At 69.1% G+C, this 19,811-nt stretch carries 18 protein-coding genes; 14 read left to right on the top strand and 4 right to left on the bottom strand.

Annotated elements, in window-relative coordinates:
• Positions 1 to 381, bottom strand: coding sequence for a helix-turn-helix domain-containing protein (locus KIP79_RS13990; RefSeq protein ID WP_214105203.1), 381 nt, complete (start codon positions 379 to 381; stop codon positions 1 to 3).
• A complete protein-coding gene (locus KIP79_RS13985) occupies positions 378 to 788 on the bottom strand; it encodes a hypothetical protein (RefSeq protein WP_214105202.1) in 411 nt (136 codons plus the stop codon). The genes KIP79_RS13990 and KIP79_RS13985 overlap by 4 nt, the downstream gene beginning before the upstream one ends.
• A gap of 319 nt (positions 789 to 1,107) precedes the next feature.
• On the opposite strand from KIP79_RS13985, the gene KIP79_RS13980 reads away from it, so the two are divergent.
• The 3 genes from KIP79_RS13980 (at position 1,108) to KIP79_RS13970 (ending at position 4,879) form a co-directional block, all read left to right on the top strand.
• The gene (locus KIP79_RS13980) at positions 1,108 to 3,564 is read left to right on the top strand and encodes an McrB family protein (protein ID WP_214105201.1); all 2,457 of its coding nucleotides are present in this window, start codon (positions 1,108 to 1,110) and stop codon (positions 3,562 to 3,564) included.
• Complete coding sequence (locus KIP79_RS13975; RefSeq protein WP_214105200.1) at positions 3,561 to 4,124, top strand: 5-methylcytosine restriction system specificity protein McrC; 564 nt, start codon at positions 3,561 to 3,563, stop codon at positions 4,122 to 4,124. The genes KIP79_RS13980 and KIP79_RS13975 overlap by 4 nt, the downstream gene beginning before the upstream one ends.
• A gap of 185 nt (positions 4,125 to 4,309) precedes the next feature.
• Positions 4,310 to 4,879, top strand: a complete 570-nt coding sequence (locus KIP79_RS13970) for a 5-methylcytosine restriction system specificity protein McrC (protein WP_308169719.1) — start codon at positions 4,310 to 4,312, stop codon at positions 4,877 to 4,879.
• A 327-nt stretch (positions 4,880 to 5,206) separates the two neighbouring features.
• Here KIP79_RS13970 and KIP79_RS13965 read toward each other — a convergent pair whose 3' ends face one another.
• On the bottom strand, positions 5,207 to 6,121 hold the full coding sequence (locus KIP79_RS13965; RefSeq protein ID WP_214105198.1) for a dienelactone hydrolase family protein: 915 nt from the start codon (positions 6,119 to 6,121) through the stop codon (positions 5,207 to 5,209).
• Positions 6,122 to 6,235: 114 nt separating this feature from the next.
• Between KIP79_RS13965 and KIP79_RS13960 the strand changes: the two genes are divergently transcribed.
• The 7 genes from KIP79_RS13960 to KIP79_RS13930 are packed head-to-tail and all read left to right on the top strand — an operon-like array spanning position 6,236 to position 12,029.
• Positions 6,236 to 6,391, top strand: a complete 156-nt coding sequence (locus KIP79_RS13960; protein ID WP_214105197.1) for a hypothetical protein — start codon at positions 6,236 to 6,238, stop codon at positions 6,389 to 6,391.
• A 56-nt stretch (positions 6,392 to 6,447) separates the two neighbouring features.
• Positions 6,448 to 7,458, top strand: a complete 1,011-nt coding sequence (locus KIP79_RS13955; RefSeq protein WP_308169718.1) for an AAA family ATPase — start codon at positions 6,448 to 6,450, stop codon at positions 7,456 to 7,458.
• Positions 7,455 to 8,348 carry a DUF58 domain-containing protein gene (locus KIP79_RS13950; RefSeq protein WP_214105196.1) on the top strand — a complete coding sequence of 298 codons (894 nt, stop codon included), beginning with the start codon at positions 7,455 to 7,457 and terminating at the stop codon, positions 8,346 to 8,348. The genes KIP79_RS13955 and KIP79_RS13950 overlap by 4 nt, the downstream gene beginning before the upstream one ends.
• Positions 8,345 to 9,292 (top strand): VWA domain-containing protein, encoded by a 948-nt coding sequence (locus KIP79_RS13945; RefSeq protein WP_214105195.1) that lies wholly within the window; start codon positions 8,345 to 8,347, stop codon positions 9,290 to 9,292. The genes KIP79_RS13950 and KIP79_RS13945 overlap by 4 nt, the downstream gene beginning before the upstream one ends.
• A gap of 10 nt (positions 9,293 to 9,302) precedes the next feature.
• On the top strand, positions 9,303 to 10,142 hold the full coding sequence (locus KIP79_RS13940) for a S1C family serine protease (protein WP_214105194.1): 840 nt from the start codon (positions 9,303 to 9,305) through the stop codon (positions 10,140 to 10,142).
• Positions 10,143 to 10,158: 16 nt separating this feature from the next.
• Positions 10,159 to 10,836, top strand: a complete 678-nt coding sequence (locus KIP79_RS13935) for a response regulator transcription factor (RefSeq protein WP_214105193.1) — start codon at positions 10,159 to 10,161, stop codon at positions 10,834 to 10,836.
• Positions 10,833 to 12,029 carry a sensor histidine kinase gene (locus KIP79_RS13930; RefSeq protein WP_214105192.1) on the top strand — a complete coding sequence of 399 codons (1,197 nt, stop codon included), beginning with the start codon at positions 10,833 to 10,835 and terminating at the stop codon, positions 12,027 to 12,029. Before KIP79_RS13935 ends, KIP79_RS13930 begins: the two co-directional genes overlap by 4 nt.
• Here the strand turns inward: KIP79_RS13930 and KIP79_RS13925 are convergent.
• Positions 12,026 to 13,462, bottom strand: a complete 1,437-nt coding sequence (locus KIP79_RS13925) for an alpha/beta hydrolase (RefSeq protein ID WP_214105191.1) — start codon at positions 13,460 to 13,462, stop codon at positions 12,026 to 12,028. The two genes, KIP79_RS13930 and KIP79_RS13925, sit on opposite strands and share 4 nt — an antisense overlap.
• A gap of 266 nt (positions 13,463 to 13,728) precedes the next feature.
• Between KIP79_RS13925 and ppdK the strand changes: the two genes are divergently transcribed.
• The 4 genes from ppdK to KIP79_RS13905 all read left to right on the top strand — a co-directional run bounded on the left by ppdK (position 13,729) and on the right by KIP79_RS13905 (position 19,802).
• Entirely contained in the window at positions 13,729 to 16,347 is a 2,619-nt protein-coding gene (ppdK, locus tag KIP79_RS13920; protein WP_214105190.1) for a pyruvate, phosphate dikinase, read from the top strand.
• Between the two features lie 88 nt (positions 16,348 to 16,435).
• Positions 16,436 to 17,665, top strand: a complete 1,230-nt coding sequence (locus tag KIP79_RS13915) for a deoxyguanosinetriphosphate triphosphohydrolase (RefSeq protein ID WP_214105189.1) — start codon at positions 16,436 to 16,438, stop codon at positions 17,663 to 17,665.
• Positions 17,666 to 17,713: 48 nt separating this feature from the next.
• Positions 17,714 to 18,922, top strand: coding sequence for an NAD(P)/FAD-dependent oxidoreductase (locus KIP79_RS13910; RefSeq protein WP_214105188.1), 1,209 nt, complete (start codon positions 17,714 to 17,716; stop codon positions 18,920 to 18,922).
• A 61-nt stretch (positions 18,923 to 18,983) separates the two neighbouring features.
• On the top strand, positions 18,984 to 19,802 hold the full coding sequence (locus tag KIP79_RS13905) for a M23 family metallopeptidase (protein ID WP_214105311.1): 819 nt from the start codon (positions 18,984 to 18,986) through the stop codon (positions 19,800 to 19,802).
• Positions 19,803 to 19,811 lie beyond the last annotated feature (9 nt).

The raw sequence follows: 19,811 nt of genomic DNA, 5'->3' as shown, positions 1-19,811 counted from the left end.
TCAAGCGGAGCGCTGATTGGGGTTGGTATGCCTGAGTTGAGCGAGATCGAGTTCTATCCGGGATCCGTGGACGGTGACGACGATGCTTGCGCTGTCGGCGCCGGTGGCCATCAGGTAATCGTGCAGGGTGGACAGCAGCATGTCGTTGCGGTTCTCCAGCCGGGACACCACCCCCTGTCCGACCCCGAGTTTGCGGGCCACCTCCGCCTGCGTCATCTGCCCGGCCTTGCGGATCATCGCCAGGTTCATCGCGTAGGCCCGGTCCATCTCTTCGGCTGCCTCGTGAGCCTGTGCGACCTCGGCAGCGAGCTGAGGGTCAGACAGTAGCCGGTCTAGATGTTCGTTGCCGCGCACAAATGTTGTGTTCTCTGGCTCGGTCATGGCTTCTCCTCGTAGGACGTCTCTCGTTTCCACTGGTCGATCAGAGTGTCTGCTCTGGCGGCGACGCTGTTGTAGAACAGGTCGCCCAGCCTCGCTTTGTCCGCGGCGAACAGCGCGACGACCACCTTGCCGGTGTCGGGCGGGAACCAGCAGATCAGCCGCACCGCTACCTCGGGATGGTAAGCGTGGGAGACTCGCCAGAGGGCGTAGCGCCGCGACTGGCGGACCCATCGCAGCGTGGCTGTCTCCTCGTCGCGATCCGGTGGTTCGGACAGGTTTCGTAGCTGATCCAATGCACGGGCCGTGAAGACCAACGTAAGGCGTGAGTGCTCATTGCCCGTGCGTGCATCCGCTTCGAGCCGGTCGAGCCAGTTGCCGAAGTCGGTTGGCCAGTCGATGTCCACCATCAGATTATGACTTCAAAGTGATATGATCTGCAAGTCATATTGCCTGTTAAGGGAGTGCCGGGGCCGGGGCGACCTAAGGGTGCGCGGAAAGCGCGACCACCCCTGTCAACGTCCCGCCTCATTGCCTTAGGACCTCTAAGCCTGGAGGCGCAACGCGACGGCCTTCTACGCGGGATCGCCGAACTGTTCGACAACCAACCGAGCACGGGGTGCGTCCAGTTCAATGTTCTCGTCAAGTTCCCCGACCGGCTGGGGAGCCAACAACGCATCCTTGCCCACCTGTCCAACCACCGCGTTCACGCCTGATTGGAGCATCGACATGACTGGCGCTACGCCCGAGATCGTCAGCTTTGAAGGCAAGCGCTACGAGCTGGTGCCTTCCACCGGCGAGGTCATCTGCTCCAAAAGTGGCTATGCGCTGCACCATCTGAAAGACTGCCAGCATCTCCGCGGCGGCGACCAGTCGACGTGGCGAACCTATCCCGACCCCGACCGTCTCGCCTGGCGGCGGCTGCTCGACTCCGCCCCCTCGACCGACAAGCAGGGCCGCCGAGAATTCGCGCAGAAAGCGGGACTGCTCAACGGACTCGGGTCGCCGGTCACCCACGTCTGTGACAGCTGTTTACTCAAGCCGCTCTCCAGGGATGGTCTTCTCCCGCTCGCCGAGGCTCTCGCCGTCTTCAACCGCACATCAGTCGAAGACGGCGTGGCGAAAGCCCGGACGGAGATCGAACAAGTCCAGCGTGACTTTCCACGCGAGGCATGGCCGACGATGCCCCTGGAGCGGTATGCCCTGGGCGTGGCCGACTACAAAAGCACGTTCTGCTACCGGATGGAGTTCGGCACGCCTGAACTCGGAGGCATCGGCGGGGGCAGCGCCCGCAAGCACATGATCTTCCTTCAAAAGAAGGACCAGCGCTGGTATCACGATGCCCGATTCGCCAACGAGCAGGAAGCCTGGATCGACGTGCGCCAGGGGTTCCTCGACGCGTTCACAGCCGTGGAGGAGGGCATGGTCTCATTCGTCGACGAGATCACCGCTCTGCGGTCCGGACCCTCACTGGTGGCCAAGGCTCTCCACGCGTACTTTCCGGATCGCCTGCTGCCTGTGTACGGGCGGGATCATGTCCATCACTTCATCTCCCTCCTGTCCGAGAATGACCCGTCGAAGCTGGAGCGCTTCGAAGCGCTCGAAAGGCTGAAAAGCCTGATTGACGACACGGGACACTTCGCTGCCTGGCACACCGACGAGATCGCACGGTTCCTGTACTGGTGGGCCAATCCACGTCAGGGCTCAGCCATTGTCAAGATTGCTCCCGGTGCGGAGGCGAAGTTCTGGGACGAGTGTCACGTCGGCGGCTACATCTGCGTCGGCTGGGATGAGGTGGGAGACTTGACCGCCTTCACGTCCGAAGACGAATTCCGGGAGGCGTTCCGCGCTCACTACTCCGATGAGTACAACGGCAACCAGAGCAAGATGACGGTGAAGGCGGGTGAGCTTTGGCGGCTCACTCAGCTCCAGCCTGGTGACCGAGTGGTGGCGAACAAGGGGACACGACAGATCCTCGCGGTGGGAACCGTTACAGAGCGGGGGTACTCATGGCGCGAGGACCGCGATGAGCAGCGGCATACTGTCTCGGTGGACTGGGACCTGTCGTACGCGCAGGTGCTGTCCGAGCCGGAGAAGCGCTGGGGTGTGGTCACCGTGGTGGACGTTCCAGCCCGACTGTGGCGGACTATCCGGTCCGGCACGACCCCCACCCTCGACCGTGCGGACACCGTGGTACCTGAAGCTGTGACGACTCTCGAAGACCCGCAGCTCAGCGCACTCGCGAGAGCTCTTCAGCGGAAGGGCCAGGCTGTACTGTTTGGTCCTCCGGGAACGGGCAAGACCTTCACCAGCCTCCGATTCGCGGTCTGGTGGCTCTCTCAGCGGCTGGGCACGGGGGCCGGCGCCGAACTGGACTACGGCAGTCCGGCCTTCAGGCAGGAACTCGCACGTCTGGCCGCCAGAGGCCAACGATCGGCTGGCCATCTCACCCAAGTGACCTTTCATCCCGCTTACGGGTACGAGGACTTCATCGAAGGCTTTCGCCCAGCGGAGGACGGTGGTGCGGGCCTGCACCTCTCCCTGATGGACGGGGTCTTCAAGCGGATTTGCCGCGCCGCCGAGAACGATCCTGACCACCCGTACCTGCTGCTGATCGACGAAATCAACCGCGGGGACATGCCGAAGATCTTCGGTGAGCTCATCACGCTGCTCGAACAGGACAAGAGGGGCGTCACTGTGGTCCTGCCCCAGAGCGGGCAGGATTTCAGCGTGCCGCCGAACGTCTATGTGCTCGGGACCATGAACACCGCCGATCGCAGCATCCGGCTTCTCGACTCGGCACTACGTCGGCGTTTCGCGTTCGTGGAACTCCTCCCTGACCCGGCTGTCCTGGAAGGTTTCACCGTAGGAAAGGTCCACCTCGCCGACCTTTTTCGCGAGCTCAATCTTCGAGTCCTACGGGAACTTGGACGTGAGCGTCAGATCGGCCATTCTTTCTTCCTCGCCTCGGGCGGACCGGTCGCCGACGAATCCGCTCTGGCTGCGGTGATCCGCAACGAGGTGCTGCCGCTGCTGCAGGAGTACGCCTACGACGACTACTCGATGCTCGCCCGCTTCCTTGGCCCCGACATCGTCGACGACGTCGGGCACCGGCTCCATGACCTGAATGACGAGGAGTTGGTCGACGCGCTCTATGCCGAGTTGCAGGTGGACGTGGTCGAGTGACCCCCGTCGTTGTGGACGAGTATCAAACAGTTAAGGTCAGCGGACTGAATCCGAGTGGTTCCGACCGCGAGCTGTCCGAGTCGGAGGAGCTCAATAAGCGGATCAAGTTGCGGTGGCTGCCCGACGGCGCTCTTGAGGTCACCGCGACCTCGCATGTCGGAGTGGTTGCTCTCGACTGCGTGACCATTCATGTCCGGCCCAAGCTGGCTGGGCGGGAACTGTCTGTGCTGCGCATGCTCGACTACGCCAGTGGGCTCTCGGCCCTCCGATACGTTGACCGGCTGCGGCACTTACCCGATGTCGGCCACAACCTGCGGGATCTCATCTGTCTTCTTCTCGCGATCGAGTGCGAAGCGCTGCTCCGCGGCGGTCTCCGTCGTGACTACGTCCATCGGGAAGAGCTACTGCCGGCCGTACGAGGCCGCCTCCTTGCTGACCGGCAGATGCTTCGTCGCTTCGGCCGTCTCGACAGATTGGAATGCCGCTTTGACGAGTTTGAGGCGGACATCCTCGACAACCAAGTATGCGCGGCGGCTCTCCAGGTGGCTGCGCAGAGATGATGCGATAAGGGGGCGCGCACGGCGGGCCGCGGCTGACTTCACCGACATGTGCACAGTGGGCGGAATCGACGCCAGGTGGGCGGAGCAGCGGCTCACCTATCACCGGCACAACGAGCATTACCGGCAGGCGCATAGATGGGCGCTTCTGCTCCTACAGGGCGGGTGGGCTGGATAATCTGTATTCCGTGGGTGGGCCAACGGCCCGGACGTTTCTCCTGGAGATGAACGCGCTTTTCGAGGCGTTCGTCACCCGATTGCTAGGTGAGGCCTTCCACGGCACAGGCGTCGCCGTACGTGCCCAGCATCCTCTTCGCGGGGCGATCCGTCACGGAGATGGCCGAAGCTACACCACGATTACGCCCGACATTCAGCTTGTTCGAGGCCACGGGCCCGGAGCCTGGCGACGATCGGTCGATGCCAAGTACAAGCTCTATACCGATAGGAAAATCAAGCCGGAGGATCTCTATCAGAGTTTTGCGTACGCCAATGCACTGAGCGCCTCTCATGTGGCTGCGACGCCGACGGCTTACATTGTCTTCGCCAGCGATCGAGACGTACCTCCTGACCATGTGGTGCTGCGCCGCTTTGACGGTTCTCCCATTGCCCGCATCACGGCAGTCGGACTCAACCTGCCGGATATCCTCGGGGCTCTGGGCGGCATCGGGTTATCGCCGATGCTGTCGACACTACGCGATCAATTCGGCGGTATCTATCCGCCGCAGGAGTCGCTAAATGGAGACGCCACTTCGACTTGAACATCCTGAACCATAAAGGGTGTGGATCCACACGGCGACCGACCTGGTCGGATGATTAATCGGTGCCCGCGGAGTCTTATCCTTATTCGTTACCGAAGAAAGAATTCGGGATCCGCCTTGAGTAGATCGTGATCACCGCCTATTAGGTCCAAAGATTTACTCTATTCGCGCGACGGCGCCCAAAAGCCATGCTCAGAGGCGGAATGCATAGCGCTAGCCTGCATGTGGAGCCAGAAGGTCAGGCGACCTTCATAAAGTGGTTACTGAAGTCGGCCACCAGGTCGAGCTTCCCAACTCCCAGTAGACTGAGGGCCATTGTTATTACAACTACGCCAGGTGCTGGTCGAACCAGGTGGTCAGCTTTTCCCAGGACTGGACTGCGGCGGTGGGGTTGTAGCGGGGGCCGGTGTCGTTGAAGAAGGCGTGGCCCGCGTTGGGGTAGGTGACGATCTCGTGTTGCAGGTTGGCCTGTTGCAGGGCGGTTGTTGCGGCGTCTCGGGTGGCGTTTACGCGGGCGTCGTCTTCCGCGTACACGCCGAGTACGGCGGCTTCGGTGCCGGAGAAGTTGGCGTTGTCGGGGAGGGGGCCGTAGAAGGGGGCGGCGGCGGCCAGGCGGGGTTCTCCGGAGGAGAGGAGGAGCCAGGTCATGCCGCCGCCGAAGCAGAAGCCGACGGCGCCCAGTTTGGCTCCGGGGGTGCGGCGGGTGAGTTCGTCCAGGGCGGCCTTCATGTCGGCGATGAAGCGTTCGGGGGTGGCGGCGTTGAGGGCGGCGGTGGCCTCGCCGGGCTCGCCGACGGCGGTGGTGCCGCCCTCGCGGGAGAGCAGGTCGAGGGCGAGGGCGGAGTATCCGGCGGCGGCCAGCCGTCCGGCCACCGAGCGGGTGTGGTCGTTGAGGCCGCGGTTCTCGTGGATGACCAGGACGGCGCCGCGTGGGCTGGGGGCGGCGGCGAACGCGCCCATCAGGGTGCTCGCCGGGCCGTCGAAGGTGATCTCCTCGGTCGGGAGCGGGCTTGGTCCGGCCGGGGTCGCAGGCGTGGCGGGGGTTGCCGAGGAGGGCGGGGCCGGGGTGGGGGTCGGCGCCGCACCCTCCTCGGGGGCGCCGCAGGCCGCGAGCAGGGCGACGGCCGCGGGCACACTGAACCCCAGCAGTCCGAGGCGGCGCATGGCCTCGCGGCGGGGAATGATTCCATCGACGTGATCTTCGGCGACCTCTTCGGCGAGATAGCGCTGAAACGGCGTCATCTCTCGCAAGCTACTGACCGCCCCCGAAAGATCGCGTAAAACACCGATTTAACGGGGTTTTCGGGGGGCTTTGCTGACATTGGGTTGTTGCCGTGCTGAGAAGGGGCGCAATCCATGTCATCTCGCTGGAAGGCGGCGGCGTTCGCGGGGGGTCTGGTTCTGGCGACGGCTGGGGCGGCTCCCGCCGGGGCCGCGCCGTCACCCGAGGAGCCGCAGGCTGAACTGATCCTGGTGGTGGACGACTGTCCGCAGCCGCTGGCCGCGCCGTGACAAACGAGCCCGTGACAAACGAGCCCGTGACGAATGAGCCCGTGACGAATGAGATCGTGACGAATGAGATCGTGAAGCAGGCGGGCGATCCCAAGCTGCTGGAACGCGCGCTTTTCGAGGTCAAGCGGGTGATCGTCGGCCAGGATCGGATGGTCGAGCGCATGCTGGTGGCGGTGCTGGCGCGCGGCCACTGTCTGCTGGAGGGCGTGCCCGGCATCGCCAAGACGCTGGCCGCCGAGACCCTGGCCGAGGTGGCGGGGGGCACCTTCGCCCGCCTCCAGTTCACCCCCGACCTGGTGCCCTCCGACATCGTCGGCACCCGCGTCTACCGCCCCTCGACCGAGAGTTTCGACACCGAGCTCGGCCCGGTGATGGCCAACTTCGTGCTGGCGGACGAGGTCAACCGGGCCCCGGCCAAGGTGCAGTCGGCGCTGCTGGAGGTGATGGCCGAGCGGCAGGTGAGCATCGGCGGCCGGACCTACCCGGTGCCGGTGCCGTTCCTGGTGCTGGCCACCCAGAACCCGATCGAGTCCGAGGGCGTCTACCAGCTGCCGGAGGCCCAGCGGGACCGGTTCCTGATGAAGATCGACGTCGGTTATCCGACCGAGTCGGAGGAACTGGCCATCCTCTACCGGATGAGCGTGGACCCGCCGGTCGCCGCCCGGGTGCTCGGCCCGGAACAGCTGGTCGCCCTCCAGCAGGCCGCCGGACGGGTCTTCGTGCACCACGCCGTGGCCGAGTACGCGGTCCGCCTGGTCTACGCCACCCGCACCCCCGACCGGTACGGCCTGGCCGACCTGCCCCGGCTGCTCTCCTTCGGTGCCAGCCCCCGCGCCACCCTCGGCCTGGTGGCGGCGGCCCGCGCGCTGGCCCTGATGCGCGGCCGGGAGTACGTGCTCCCCGGCGACGTGGCCGACCTGGCGGTGGACGTGATCGCGCACCGCCTGGTGCTCTCCTTCGACGCGCTGGCCGAGGGCGTCACCGCCCGCCACGTGGTGGAACGCGTCCTGCGTACGATCCCGCAGCCCCGGATAGCGCCTACCCAGGAGCCGGGGGAGGCCGCGTGATCCCCGCCGAGCAGGTGCTCCGCCGTCTGGAACTCACCATCACCCGGCGGCTGGACGGCCTGCTGCAAGGAGACCACCTGGGGTTGCTGCCGGGCCCGGGGAGCGAACCGGCCGAGGCCAGGCCGTACCAGCCGGGGGACGATGTGCGGCGGATGGACTGGAACGTCACCGCGCGTACCGCGTTGCCGCACGTCCGGGACGTGATCTCCGACCGGGAACTGGAGGTCTGGGTGCTGCTGGACGCCACGGCCAGCATGGACTTCGGCACCGGGCGCATGGAGAAGCGGGAGCTGGCGGTGGCCGCCGTGGCCGCGGTCGGCTTCCTCGCCCAGCGCACCGGCAACCGCATCGGCGCCTGCCTGCTCCGCCCCGGCGAGTTGCGGCGGCTGCCCGCGCGCACCGGCCGCCCACACCTGATGGCGCTGCTCCAGGCCATGGTGACGCTCCCGCGCGGGGACACGGGGGAGTCCCGGCTGGGCACGGCGATCGAGCAGTTGCGCCGGACCGTGCTCCGGCGCGGGCTGATGGTGGTGGTCTCCGACTTCCTGGAGCCCCCGGAGCGGTGGCAGACCCAGCTGCGCCATCTCGGGGTACGGAACCAGGTGCTGGCCGTGGAGGTCACCGACCCCCGCGAGCTGACCCTGCCGGACGTGGGCGTGATCACCCTGGTCGACCCGGAGACCGGGCGGCGGCAGGAGGTGGCCACCGGCAGTGCCCGGCTGCGCGAGCGGTACGCGCGGGCCGCCGCCGCCCAGCGCGCGGCGGTCCGGGACGCGATCCGCGCGGCGGGCGCCGCCCACCTGTCGTTACGCACGGACCGGGACTGGCTGCGCGACCTGGTCGAGCACGTGCTGGCCCAGCGCCGCCTGGCCAGAGTGGGGGCCGGATGACCTTCCTCGCCCCGCTCTGGCTGCTGCTGTTACTCCCCGTCTTCCTGATCGTGCTGCTCTACCTGGTGCTCAACCTGCGCCGCAGCCAGTACGCCGTGCGCTTCACCAACCTCGACCTGCTCAGCAGCGTCGCCCCGAAAGGGCCGGGATTTCGCCGCCATGTGCCCGCCGCCGCGTTCGCCGCGATGCTGGTCCTGCTCGTGGTCGGGTTCGCCCGGCCGACCGCGGAGGTGCGGGTGCCCAGGGAGCGGGCGACCGTCATCGTCGCCTTCGACGTCTCGGCCTCGATGCAGGCGCGGGACGTGGCCCCCACCCGGTTCACCGCCGCCCAGCAGGCCGCGCGGCGCTTCGCCGAGGGGCTGCCCCCTCGTTTCAACCTCGGTCTGGTGGCGTTCTCGCAGTACGCCTCGGTAGCGGTGCCCGCCACCACGGACCGGCAGGCGGTGCTGGAGGCGGTGGACCGGCTGGCCACCTCGGCGGGGACCGCCATCGGGGAGGCGGTGTTCTCCTCGCTGGACGCCATCCTGGCGCTGGACTCGGAGGCCGGGGCGGACCCCCCTCCGGCCCACGTGGTCCTGCTCTCGGACGGCTCGATCACCACCGGCCGGTCCATCGCCCTGGCGGTGGCCGCCGCCAACGCCCAAGGGGTGCCGGTCTCCACCATCGCGTACGGCACCGCCGGCGGAATCATCGAGATGGACGGCCGGACCGTCGCGGTGCCCGTGGACGCTCCCGCGCTGAAGGACCTGGCCGACTCCACCGGAGGCGGCTTCTACGAGGCCGCCTCCGGCGACGAACTCCAGGCCGTGTACGACGACATCGGCAGCTCGGTCGGCTACCGCACCGAACGGCAGGAGGTCTGGCCGTGGTTCGTCGGCCTGGGCCTGCTGCTGGCGGTGGTCGCCGCGGGCGCCTCCATGTTCTGGTTCTCCCGACTCCCCTAGTGAGGCACACGTGAGCGATCCGACCGGGCTGGGGACGCCCAGGGGGCCAGAGTTCCGGCAGGTGGCGATCGAGTTCCGGCCGGGGGCGCAGGCCGTACCGGAAAAGAGGGAGCCGGTACGGCGGCGCTCCGGGATGGTGGTGGCCGCCGCCCTGGTGGCCGGGGCGCTGGCCGGGGCCGCGGCGGGCTGGGCGACCGGACGCCAGGGGGAGCCCCTGCCGGTGGCGCTGCCGCGTTCGACGGCGGGGCCGCTGCCCACGACCAGCAGCCTGAGCGGGACGGCGGCGCTGGTGCTGCCGAGCGTGGTCTCGGTGGAGGCCGGGCGCGGCTCGGGCTCGGGGTTCGCCATCGACCGGTCCCACATCCTGACCAACGCCCACGTGGTGGACACGGCCGACTCGGTGTCGGTGATCCTTCACGACGGGCGGCGGCTGAGCGCCCAGGTGGTCGGTGCCGACGACGCCTACGACCTGGCCGTGCTGGAGGTGGACCCGGGCGTGGGCCTGGTCCCGGCCCGGCTGGCCCGCTCGGCCGACGTCCGGGTAGGCGACCAGGTGCTGGCCATCGGCTCCCCGCTGGGCCTGGCCGGCACGGTCACCGCCGGCATCGTCAGCGCCCTGGACCGGGAGGTCTCGCTGGGCAACGGCGGCCGCCAGACCGCGCTGCAGACCGACGCCTCCATCAACCCCGGCAACTCGGGCGGCCCGCTGGTGAACGTGCGGGGCGAGGTGATCGGCGTCAACACGGTCATCGCCACGCTGTCCCGGCGCGGTGGTGGCAGCATCGGCATCGGCTTCGCCATCCCGGTGGACCGGGCCGCCTCGGTGGCCGAACGCATAATCCGCGACTAAGGACTAGGTTCGATAGATGCGGCTGCTCGTGGTCGAGGACGAAGAAGACCTGGTCGACGCGCTCCGCGTCGGTCTGGTCCGGGCGGGGTACGCGGTGGACGTCGCCTACGACGCGCCCACCGCCGACCAGAAGCTCCAGGTCACCTCCTACGACCTGGTGCTCCTGGACCTCAACCTGCCTGGCGGCGACGGGTTCGAGCTCTGCCGCGCGCTGCGGCGCAGCGAGGGCGGTGCCGCGGTCCGCATCCTCATGGTGACCGCCAGGGACCGGCTGGACGACCGGGTTCGCGGGCTGGACGAGGGCGCCGACGACTACCTGGTCAAGCCATTCGCCTTCCCCGAACTGCTGGCCAGGGTGCGCGCGCTGCTGCGCCGGGAGCCCTCCGGCGGCACCGCGATCCTGGAGGTCGGCGACCTGCGGCTGGACACGGCCAGGGTGGAGGCCTACCGGGCGGGCCGCCCGCTCAGCCTGACCCCGAAGGAGTTCGGGGTGCTGCACTACCTGATGACCCGGCCAGGACACGTGGTCTCCACCGAGGAGCTGCTGGAACACGTCTGGGACGAGCACACCGACCCGTTCACCAACACGGTCCGGGTGACCGTCGGCACCCTGCGCAGGAAGCTGTCCGGGGCGGGCGAGTCGCCGATCGAGACGGTGATCAGCCGGGGCTACCGGCTCCGGGAGGCCTTGTGAGGCCCTTCGTGCAGACGATCAGGTTCCGGTTGACCGTGCTCTACTCGGGGCTGCTGATCGTGGCCGCCGCGCTGGTGCTGGGCGCGATCTACTTCGCCGTCTCCAAGAGCACCGAGCAGCGGCCGTACACGGTGGAGTACGCCAAGGCGCAGACCCGCTCGGGCCAGTACCTGGGCAAGATCCCGGTGGTGCAGGTGGAGGAGGTGGAGAACGCGGTCAACGTGCGCACCCTGGAGACCCTGCGCAACTACTCCCTCGCCACGCTGGCCGGGCTCTTCCTGGCCGCGCTGGCGATCGGCTGGGTGCTGGCGGGGCGGGCGCTGCGGCCGATCCGGTCGATCACCAGGACCGCGGCCGAGATCCAGGCCACCGACCTGGCCCGCCGGATCAACCTGGCGGGCCCCAGGGACGAGCTGCGCGACCTGGCCGACACGGTGGACACCATGCTCGGCCGCCTGGAGGACGCCTTCCGGGCGCAGCGGCAGCTGATCGACGACGCCTCGCACGAGCTGCGCAGCCCGCTGGCCATCATCCGGGCCAACCTGGACGCGGTGCTGACCGCGCCGGAGGCCACCGAGGCCGAGCGGGCCCGCGCGGTGGTCATCGTGGACCGGGCCACCACCCGGATGACCCGGCTGGTGGAGGACCTGCTCGCCTCGGCCCGCCGCCAGGCGCCCGCCTTCGTGGACGCCGACGTGGACCTGGCGGTGATCGCCAACGAGGCGTGCGAGGAGTTCGCCGCCCCGGCGGCCGGGCGGGCGCTGACCCTGCATCGGTTGCTCCAGCCCGGCCTGGCCACGGTGGGCGACCACGACGCGCTCCGCCGCGCCATCGGCAACCTGATCTCCAACGCGGTCCGGCTGGCCCCCGCCGGGAGCGTGGTCACCGTGGCGGCGGGGGAGCGGGACGGCTGGGTCTGGGCCGCCGTCCGGGACGCGGGGCCCGGTATCGCCGCCGACGACCGGGAACGAGTCTTCGACCGGTTCTGGCGGGGGCACGCCGGGGGCGGGGTTAGCAGCCGCCGCGATCGGCACACCGGGCTGGGGCTGGCCATCGTGCGGCAGATCGTGGAGTCGCACGGCGGCCAGGTGCGGCTGTTCTCCGAGCTCGGCACCGGCAGCACGTTCGTGCTCTGGCTGCCGGGCCGCGCCGGGCCGTCCGGGCAGGTCCCGGACGGCGATCCCGTCGTCTAACAGACCTTGCCCTTGGGCGGCACCACCCCGTTCAGCAGGTAGGCGTCGACCGTCGTGTCGATGCACTTGTTCTGGCCGTACGCGCCGTGGCCCTCGCCCTTGAGGGTGAGCAGCACGCCGGTCCGCAGCTGCCGGGCCAGCCGGGGTGCCCACACGTACGGCGTGGCCGGGTCGTTGGTCACCCCGACCACCACGATCGGCGCCGAGCCGGTGGCGTCGATGCGCTTGTTGCTGTCCTCCCCCGGCACCGGCCAGACGCTGCACTGGCCCGCGCTGGCCACCTCCGGGCCGAAGATCGGCGTCTTGGGGATGAGCTCCTTGGCCAGTCCCACGGCCGTCGCCACGCTGGGCCGGTTGGTGGTGTCGGCGCACAGGACGGCCGGGAGCGAGGACTGCAGCGTGTTGTAGCTGCCGTCCGGTTGCCGCCCCGCGTAGGAGTCGGCCAGCGCCTGCAGCCCGGCGCCGTTGCCGGCGATGGCGTCGGTGATGGCCTGGGTGAGCAGCGGCCAGGTCAGCTTGCTGTAGAGCGCGTCGGCGATGCCCGCCCTGGCCACGTCGGTGTTGACGATCCGGCCGCCCACCGTGAGCGGTCGTGCTCCGAGCGAGTCCAGCAGTTTCAGCACGGCCTGGTTGCCGCCGAACGGGCAGCCGTGGCGGGCGCAGTCGGCCAGGTAGTTCTCGTACGCGCGCTGGAAGCCCAGCGCCTGGGTGCGCGACTGCTCCAGCATCCCCACCGACGGGTCCAGGGCCGAGTCCAGCACCATGCGGCCGACCTTGGCCGGGTACAGGGTGGCGTAGAGGGCGCCCAGGTGGGTGCCGTAGGAGAAGCCGAAGTAGTTCAGCTTCGGGTCGCCCAGCCGCTCGCGGAGCACCTCCATGTCGCGGGCCGCGTTGAGGGTGCCCACGTACGGCAGGATCCAGCCGGAGTTGCGCTGGCAGGCCTGGGCGAACACGGTGGCCAGCTTGGTCTCGGTGGCGACGTCCAGGCTGGGCTCCGCGGCCATGAACGCCTCGAACGCCTTGGGCCGCAGGCAGCGGACGCCGCCGCTGCGGTCCACCCCGCGCGGGTCGAAGCTGACCAGGTCGTACTGGGTGCCGAGGGTGCGGAACGCGCCCGCCGCGTCGGTCAGCGTGGTGACCCCGGAGCCGCCGGGGCCGCCGAAGTTGAAGACCAGCGAGCCGAGGCGGGTGCCGGTGGCGGGCAGCCGGACCAGGGCGAGGTCCAGGCCCTTGCCCTCCGGATGGGCGTAGTCCAGCGGGACCCGCATGGTGGCGCACTCGAACTTCGCCGGGGATTTGACCCCGGGGCAGGGACCCCAGGCCAGCTGGGCAGTGCTGGGCGGGTCCGCGACCGTGCCGGGGGATGGCGGGGCGGGTCCGCCCGCGCACGCGGTCAGCACGAGCAGCACGGCCATCGCCACCAGTCGCGTCATATGCCGATCTTTCCCGGCGCCACCCAAAGAAATGGTCTACACCAATTAACGTGAGCGCAACAAAATCCCGCTGGTTTATACCATTCAGTGCAGCTTCCGACCCCGTTAAAAATGACCGAAGTTTACGGTTTCCTGAATTGGATTAAACCACTTCATGGTCGTCTACCTGGGAAAACGGTGAAAAGTGACGGTAGTGATGTTTCGTGGTGTTCTTTATCGGTAGAGTCCGGAATGGCGGGGCCGGTTCGCGTCGATGAGGAGCCATCGTGGCAAAGTTCGTTTACGACTTCACCGAGGGCAACAAGGACCTGAAGGACCTACTCGGTGGTAAGGGCGCCAATCTCGCGGAAATGACCAACCTCGGGTTGCCTGTTCCTCCCGGATTCACCATCACCACCGAGGCGTGCCGGCGATACATGGCCGACGGGGGGCTGCCCGGCGAGGAGATCGCCACCCACCTGGCCAAACTCGAGGCCGCCATGGGCAAGCGGCTCGGCGACGCGGAGGACCCGCTGCTGGTGAGCGTGCGCTCCGGGGCCAAGTTCTCGATGCCCGGCATGATGGAGACCGTCCTCAACATCGGCCTCAACGACCGCTCGGTGCACGGGCTGGCCGCGCAGTCGGGCAATGAGCGCTTCGCCTGGGACTCCTACCGGCGGCTGATCCAGATGTTCGGCAAGACCGTGCTCGACATCTCCGGCGAACTCTTCGACGAGGCCCTGGAGCGGCTCAAGGACGGCCGGGACGACCTCGACCTGACGGCGGAGGACTTCCGGGGGCTGGTCGGGACGTACAAGGAGATCGTCAGCGAGCAGACAGGACGGGACTTCCCCAGCGACCCGCGCGAGCAGCTGGACCTGGCCATCCAGGCCGTCTTCCACTCCTGGAACGCCCCCCGCGCCGTGCTCTACCGCCGCCAGGAGCGCATCCCCGGCGACCTCGGCACAGCGGTCAACGTGGTGGCCATGGTCTTCGGCAACCTCGGCATGGACTCCGGCACCGGCGTGGCCTTCACCCGCGACCCCGCCTCCGGGCGGCAGGGCGTGTACGGCGACTACCTGCCCAACGCCCAGGGGGAGGACGTGGTGGCCGGCATCCGCAACACCGTGCCGCTCCAGGAGCTGGAGCGCATCGACCCCAGCGCCTACCGGGAACTGCTGGACATCATGGCCCGGCTGGAGAACCACTACCGGGACCTGTGCGACATCGAATTCACCATCGAGCGCGGCAAGCTCTGGATGTTGCAGACCCGGGTCGGCAAGCGCACCGCCGCCGCCGCGTTCCGGGTGGCCGTGCAGCTGGTGGACGAGGGCCTGATCGACCTGGACGAGGCGGTCATCCGGTGCACCGGCGACCAGCTGGCCCAGCTGATGTTCCCGCGCTTCGCCGAGGACGCGCCCAACAAGCTGCTCACCAAGGGCATGAACGCCTCGCCGGGGGCGGCCGTCGGCAAGGCCGTCTTCACCTCCGACCGCGCGGTCGAACTCGCCGCCAAGGGCGAGCGGGTCATCCTGGTACGGCGGGAGACCAACCCCGACGACCTGTCCGGCATGATCGCGTCGGCCGGGGTGCTCACCTCGCGGGGCGGCAAGACCTCGCACGCGGCCGTGGTCGCCAGGGGCATGGGCAAGACCTGCGTGTGCGGCGCCGAGGAACTCGACGTGGACACCAGGAACCGCCGGTTCGCCGTCGGCGGCACGGTGGTCGGCGAAGGGGACGTGATCTCCATCGACGGCTCCACCGGAGCGGTCTACCTGGGCGAGGTGCCGGTCGTGGCCTCCCCGGTGATGGAGTACTTCGAGGGCGGCCCGATCACCGACGACCTGGTCACGGCGGTCCACCGCGTCATGCGGCACGCGGACGGGGCACGGCGGCTGGCCGTGCGGACCAACGCGGACACGCCCGAGGACGCGGCGCGGGCGCGGCGGTTCGGGGCGCAGGGCATCGGGCTCTGCCGGACCGAGCACATGTTCCTCGGCGACCGGCGGCAGCTGGTCGAGGACCTCATCCTGGCCGAGACCCCCGACCAGCGGCAGGCCGCCCTGGACGCCCTGGAGCCCCTCCAGAAGACCGACTTCGCCGGCCTGTTCGAGGCGATGGCCGGGCTGCCGGTGACCATCCGCCTGCTCGACCCCCCGCTGCACGAGTTCCTGCCGGACATCGTGGAGCTGTCCGTACGGGTCGCCACCGGGGCGGGCGACGAGAAGGACGCCCGCCTGCTGACCGCCGTCAAGCGCCTGCATGAGGAGAACCCCATGCTCGGCCTGCGCGGGGTACGGCTCGGCCTGGTCATCCCCGGCCTGTTCGCGATGCAGGTCCGCGCCATCGCCGAAGCGGCCAAGGAGGCCGCCGATGCCCGGGCCGAGATCATGATCCCCCTGGTCGGCGCGGTCCAGGAGCTCGAAAGCGTACGCGAGGAGGCCCTGAAGATCCTCGCCGACGTCGGCGTCGACGCCCTCATCGGCACCATGATCGAGGTCCCCCGGGCCGCCATCACCGCCGGCCAGATCGCCGAAGCCGCCCAGTTCTTCTCCTTCGGCACCAACGACCTCACCCAGATGACCTGGGGCTTCTCCCGGGACGACGTGGAAGCCTCGTTCTTCTCCAGGTACCTGGACCTCGGCATCTTCGGCGTCTCCCCGTTCGAGTCCCTCGACCGCGACGGCGTCGGCCGCCTGATGCGCATCGCCACCGCCGAAGGCCGGGCCACCCGCCCCAACCTCAAACTCGGCATCTGCGGCGAACACGGCGGCGACCCCGCCTCCGTCCACTTCTGCCACGAACTCGGCCTCGACTACGTCTCCTGCTCCCCCTTCCGGGTCCCGGTGGCCCGCCTGGAGGCGGGCCGGGCCGCGATCACCTGCCTGGACTCGGACACCAGGTAGAACTGTTTCCTTGGGGTTTGTCGTTATCGGTGGTGAATGCGGGTACTGTCACACTCCCTCGTCCGTTGGACCGAGGAAAGGGGGACGCGTGACGCCGTACAGTGAGCACGACCAGGCACGATGGGTTCCGGAACCGCCCGGGGCCGAGCGTGGCGCCTTCGAGCGGGATCGGGCGCGGGTGCTGCACAGTGATTCGCTCCGCCGGCTGGCCGCCAAGACCCAGGTGGTGGCCCCGGGGGAGCGGGGCATGCACAGCCTGCGCACCCGCCTCACCCACTCGCTGGAGTGCGCCCAGATCGGCCGCGAGATGGGCAGGGTGCTGGGCCGCGACCCCGACCTGGTGGAGACCGCCTGCCTGGCCCACGACCTGGGCCACCCCCCGTTCGGCCACAACGGCGAGACCGCGCTGAACGAGGTGGCCCGGGCCTGCGGCGGCTTCGAGGGCAACGCGCAGAGCCTGCGCCTGCTCACCCGCCTGGAGGCCAAGGTCCTCACCGAGGACGACCGCAGTGCCGGCCTCAACCTCACCAGAGCCGCCCTGGACGCCGCCATCAAGTACCCCTGGCCGCGGGAACACGGCCCCAAGTACGGCGTCTACCTCGACGACCGCCCGGTCTTCGACTGGATTCGCCAGGACGCCCCCGAGGGCAGGGTCAGCTTCGAGGCGCAGATCATGGACTGGGCCGACGACATCTCCTACTCCGTCCACGACCTGGAGGACGCCTTCCACTCCGGCCACGTCACCCCCGTGGCCCTCCGCGACCCGCTGGAGCGCCGCGAGGTCTGCCGCCTCACCCGCGACTGGTACGTTCCGGACACCGACCTGGCCGAGCTGGAGGAGCTGTTCACCCGCCTGGTGAGCGAGCCCACCTGGCCGGTCAGGTTCGACGGCGGCATGGCCGACCTGGCCGCCCTGAAACGCCTCACCAGCTCCACCATCGGCCGCTTCTGCCACGCCGCCCAGGACGCCACCCGGGCGGCGTACGGCGCGGAGCCGGCGGGCAGGCACACGGCGGACCTGGTGGTCCCCCGCCAGGCCCGGCTGGAGTGCGCCCTGCTCAAGGGCGTGATCGGCCGGTACGTGATGAGCCGCGAGGAACACCACACCCGCCAGGCCAGGCAACGCGAGATCATCGCGGAACTGGCCGAACTGATCATGCTGGGCGCCCCCCGCACCCTTGAGCCCCCGCTCCGCCCCGCCTTCGTGCAGGCGCCGGACGACGCGGCCAGGCTCCGCGCGGTGGTGGACCAGATCGCCTCGCTGACCGACGCCTCGGCGACCGCCATGCACCGGCGACTGGCGGGCAGCTCCGTCTGAGCGGATACTCCGGGTCCCCGGCCCGTTCCCCATGTCCAAAGGAGCATCATGGCCACCAACGACCGGCCGTACGTCATCGTCGGCGGCGGGCTCGCCGCCGCCAAGGCCGCCGAGACCCTGCGCGCGGAGGGTTTCGACGGCGAGGTGACGATCATCGCCGCCGAGCAGGAACGCCCGTACGAGCGCCCGCCGCTCTCCAAGGGTTACCTCCAGGGCTCCACCGAGCTCCACGAGGTCTACGTGCACGAGGAGGGCTGGTACCGGGACCACCAGGTGGACCTGCGCCTGGGCGTGCCGGCCACCCGGGTCGACCGGGCGGCCCGGCTGGTCGAGCTGGGTAACGGCGAGCGCCTGCCGTACGGGAAGCTGCTGCTGGCCACCGGGGCGACCCCGCGCCCGCTGCCGGTGGACGGCGCCGACCAGGACGGCGTGCACTACCTGCGCACGCTCGCCGACAGCCAGGCGCTGCGCGCCGCGTTCGGCCACGGCGGCGACGTGGTGGTGATCGGCGCGGGCTGGATCGGCCTGGAGACGGCCGCCGCCGCCCGCAAGGCCGGGTGCAGGGTCACCGTCGTGGAGAGCGGGCCGGGACCGCTGTACCGCGTGCTCGGCTCCCGGCTCAGCGGGGTCTTCGCCGAGCTGCACCGGCGCAACGGCGTGCGGTTCCGGTTCGAGGGCGGGGTCACCGCGCTCCGCGGCGACGGCCACGTACGGGAGGTGGTGCTGGCCGACGGCGAGGCGCTGCCCGCCGACGAGGTGGTGATCGGCATCGGCGCCGCCCCCAACGTGGAACTGGCCAGGGAGGCCGGTCTGGAGGTGAACAGCGGGATCGTGGTGGACGCCGCCCTGCGCACCGCCGACCCCGACATCCACGCGGCCGGGGACGTGGCCGAGGCCATGCACCCCCTGCTCGGCCGCCGCATCCGGGTGGAGCACTGGGCCAACGCCCTCAACCAGGGCCCGGTCGCCGCCCGCGCCATGCTCGGCCAGGACGCGGTCTACGACCTGCTGCCCTACTTCTACACCGATCAGTACGAACTGGGCATGGAGTTCTCCGGCGACATCGAGGGCCACGACCAGGTGGTGATCCGCGGCTCCGACCTGGAGTTCATCGCCTTCTGGCTGCGCGAGGGCCGGGTGGTGGCCGGCATGAACGTCAACGTCTGGGAGGTGGTGGACGACATCCAGGCGCTCATCAGGTCAGGCCGGGTGGTCGACCCCGAAATCCTTGCCAATCCGGATATTCCATTCATCTAGCGACACCTGGTCGATTACAAATGAGGGCCAGAGTTTCGATACCGTCACGCGGGTGGAGTTCATGCGAACGGGGACATTGGCCCTCATTCTGCTGACGGCGGCGTGCAGTGCGCCGGCGGGCGTGGCGGGTGTGAGCACCGTTCCCGGCAGCCCCCGGCCCGACGACGGGCAGACCTTCGCCGCGCCTGTCACGCCGCCAGAGGCGGACGATCCGGTCCGGCTGCCGCCGCCGAAGTTATCCAAGTTCAAGTACGCCTTCCCGGTGAAGGACTGCCGGGTGACGTACGCCCGCAAGCGCCTGGTGATCCCCAAGAGCACCATCTGGGCGCCCCAGGGCTGCGCCTTCGTGGCCCCGGTGGACGGGGTGATCCGCGAGGTCAACGTGCAGAACCGCTGGGTGCCCTCCACCGACCGCGGCGCCGACCGCGAGGGCCGGTTCGTCACCCTGCTCGGCAAGGACGGCGTGCTCTACCTCGGCGGCCACCTGGACTCGATCGCCGACGGCATCCGTCCGGGCGTGAAGGTCAAGGCGGGACGCACCCTCGGCCGGGTCGGCAACACCGGCAACGCCAGGGACACCGCCAGCAACCTCTACTTCGCGATCAGCTGGCCGGTCGACTCCCGATACTGGTGGATCCGGCGCGGCATGGTGGACCCCTGGGACTACCTGGACGCCTGGTTCAACGGCAACCGCACCTACTCGCCCCGCCCCGAGACCATGGCGCTGCGGAAGAAGGTGGGCAAGCTGCCGCCCTGCTCGGTGCAGTGCTCGGGCAAGGAGCAGCCGCCGGCCAAACCCAACAAACCGCCCAAGCAGACCGAGGACGAACCCCCGGTGGTCATCCCGTTCGCCATCGAGACTGTCGGTCCCGGCCAATAGACTCACGAT

The sequence above is a fragment of the Acrocarpospora catenulata genome (assembly GCF_018476525.1).
Lineage (GTDB): Bacteria > Actinomycetota > Actinomycetes > Streptosporangiales > Streptosporangiaceae > Acrocarpospora > Acrocarpospora catenulata.
Note: the sequence above shows the minus strand (reverse complement) of the source record. Positions and strands in the feature narration are given on the sequence as shown.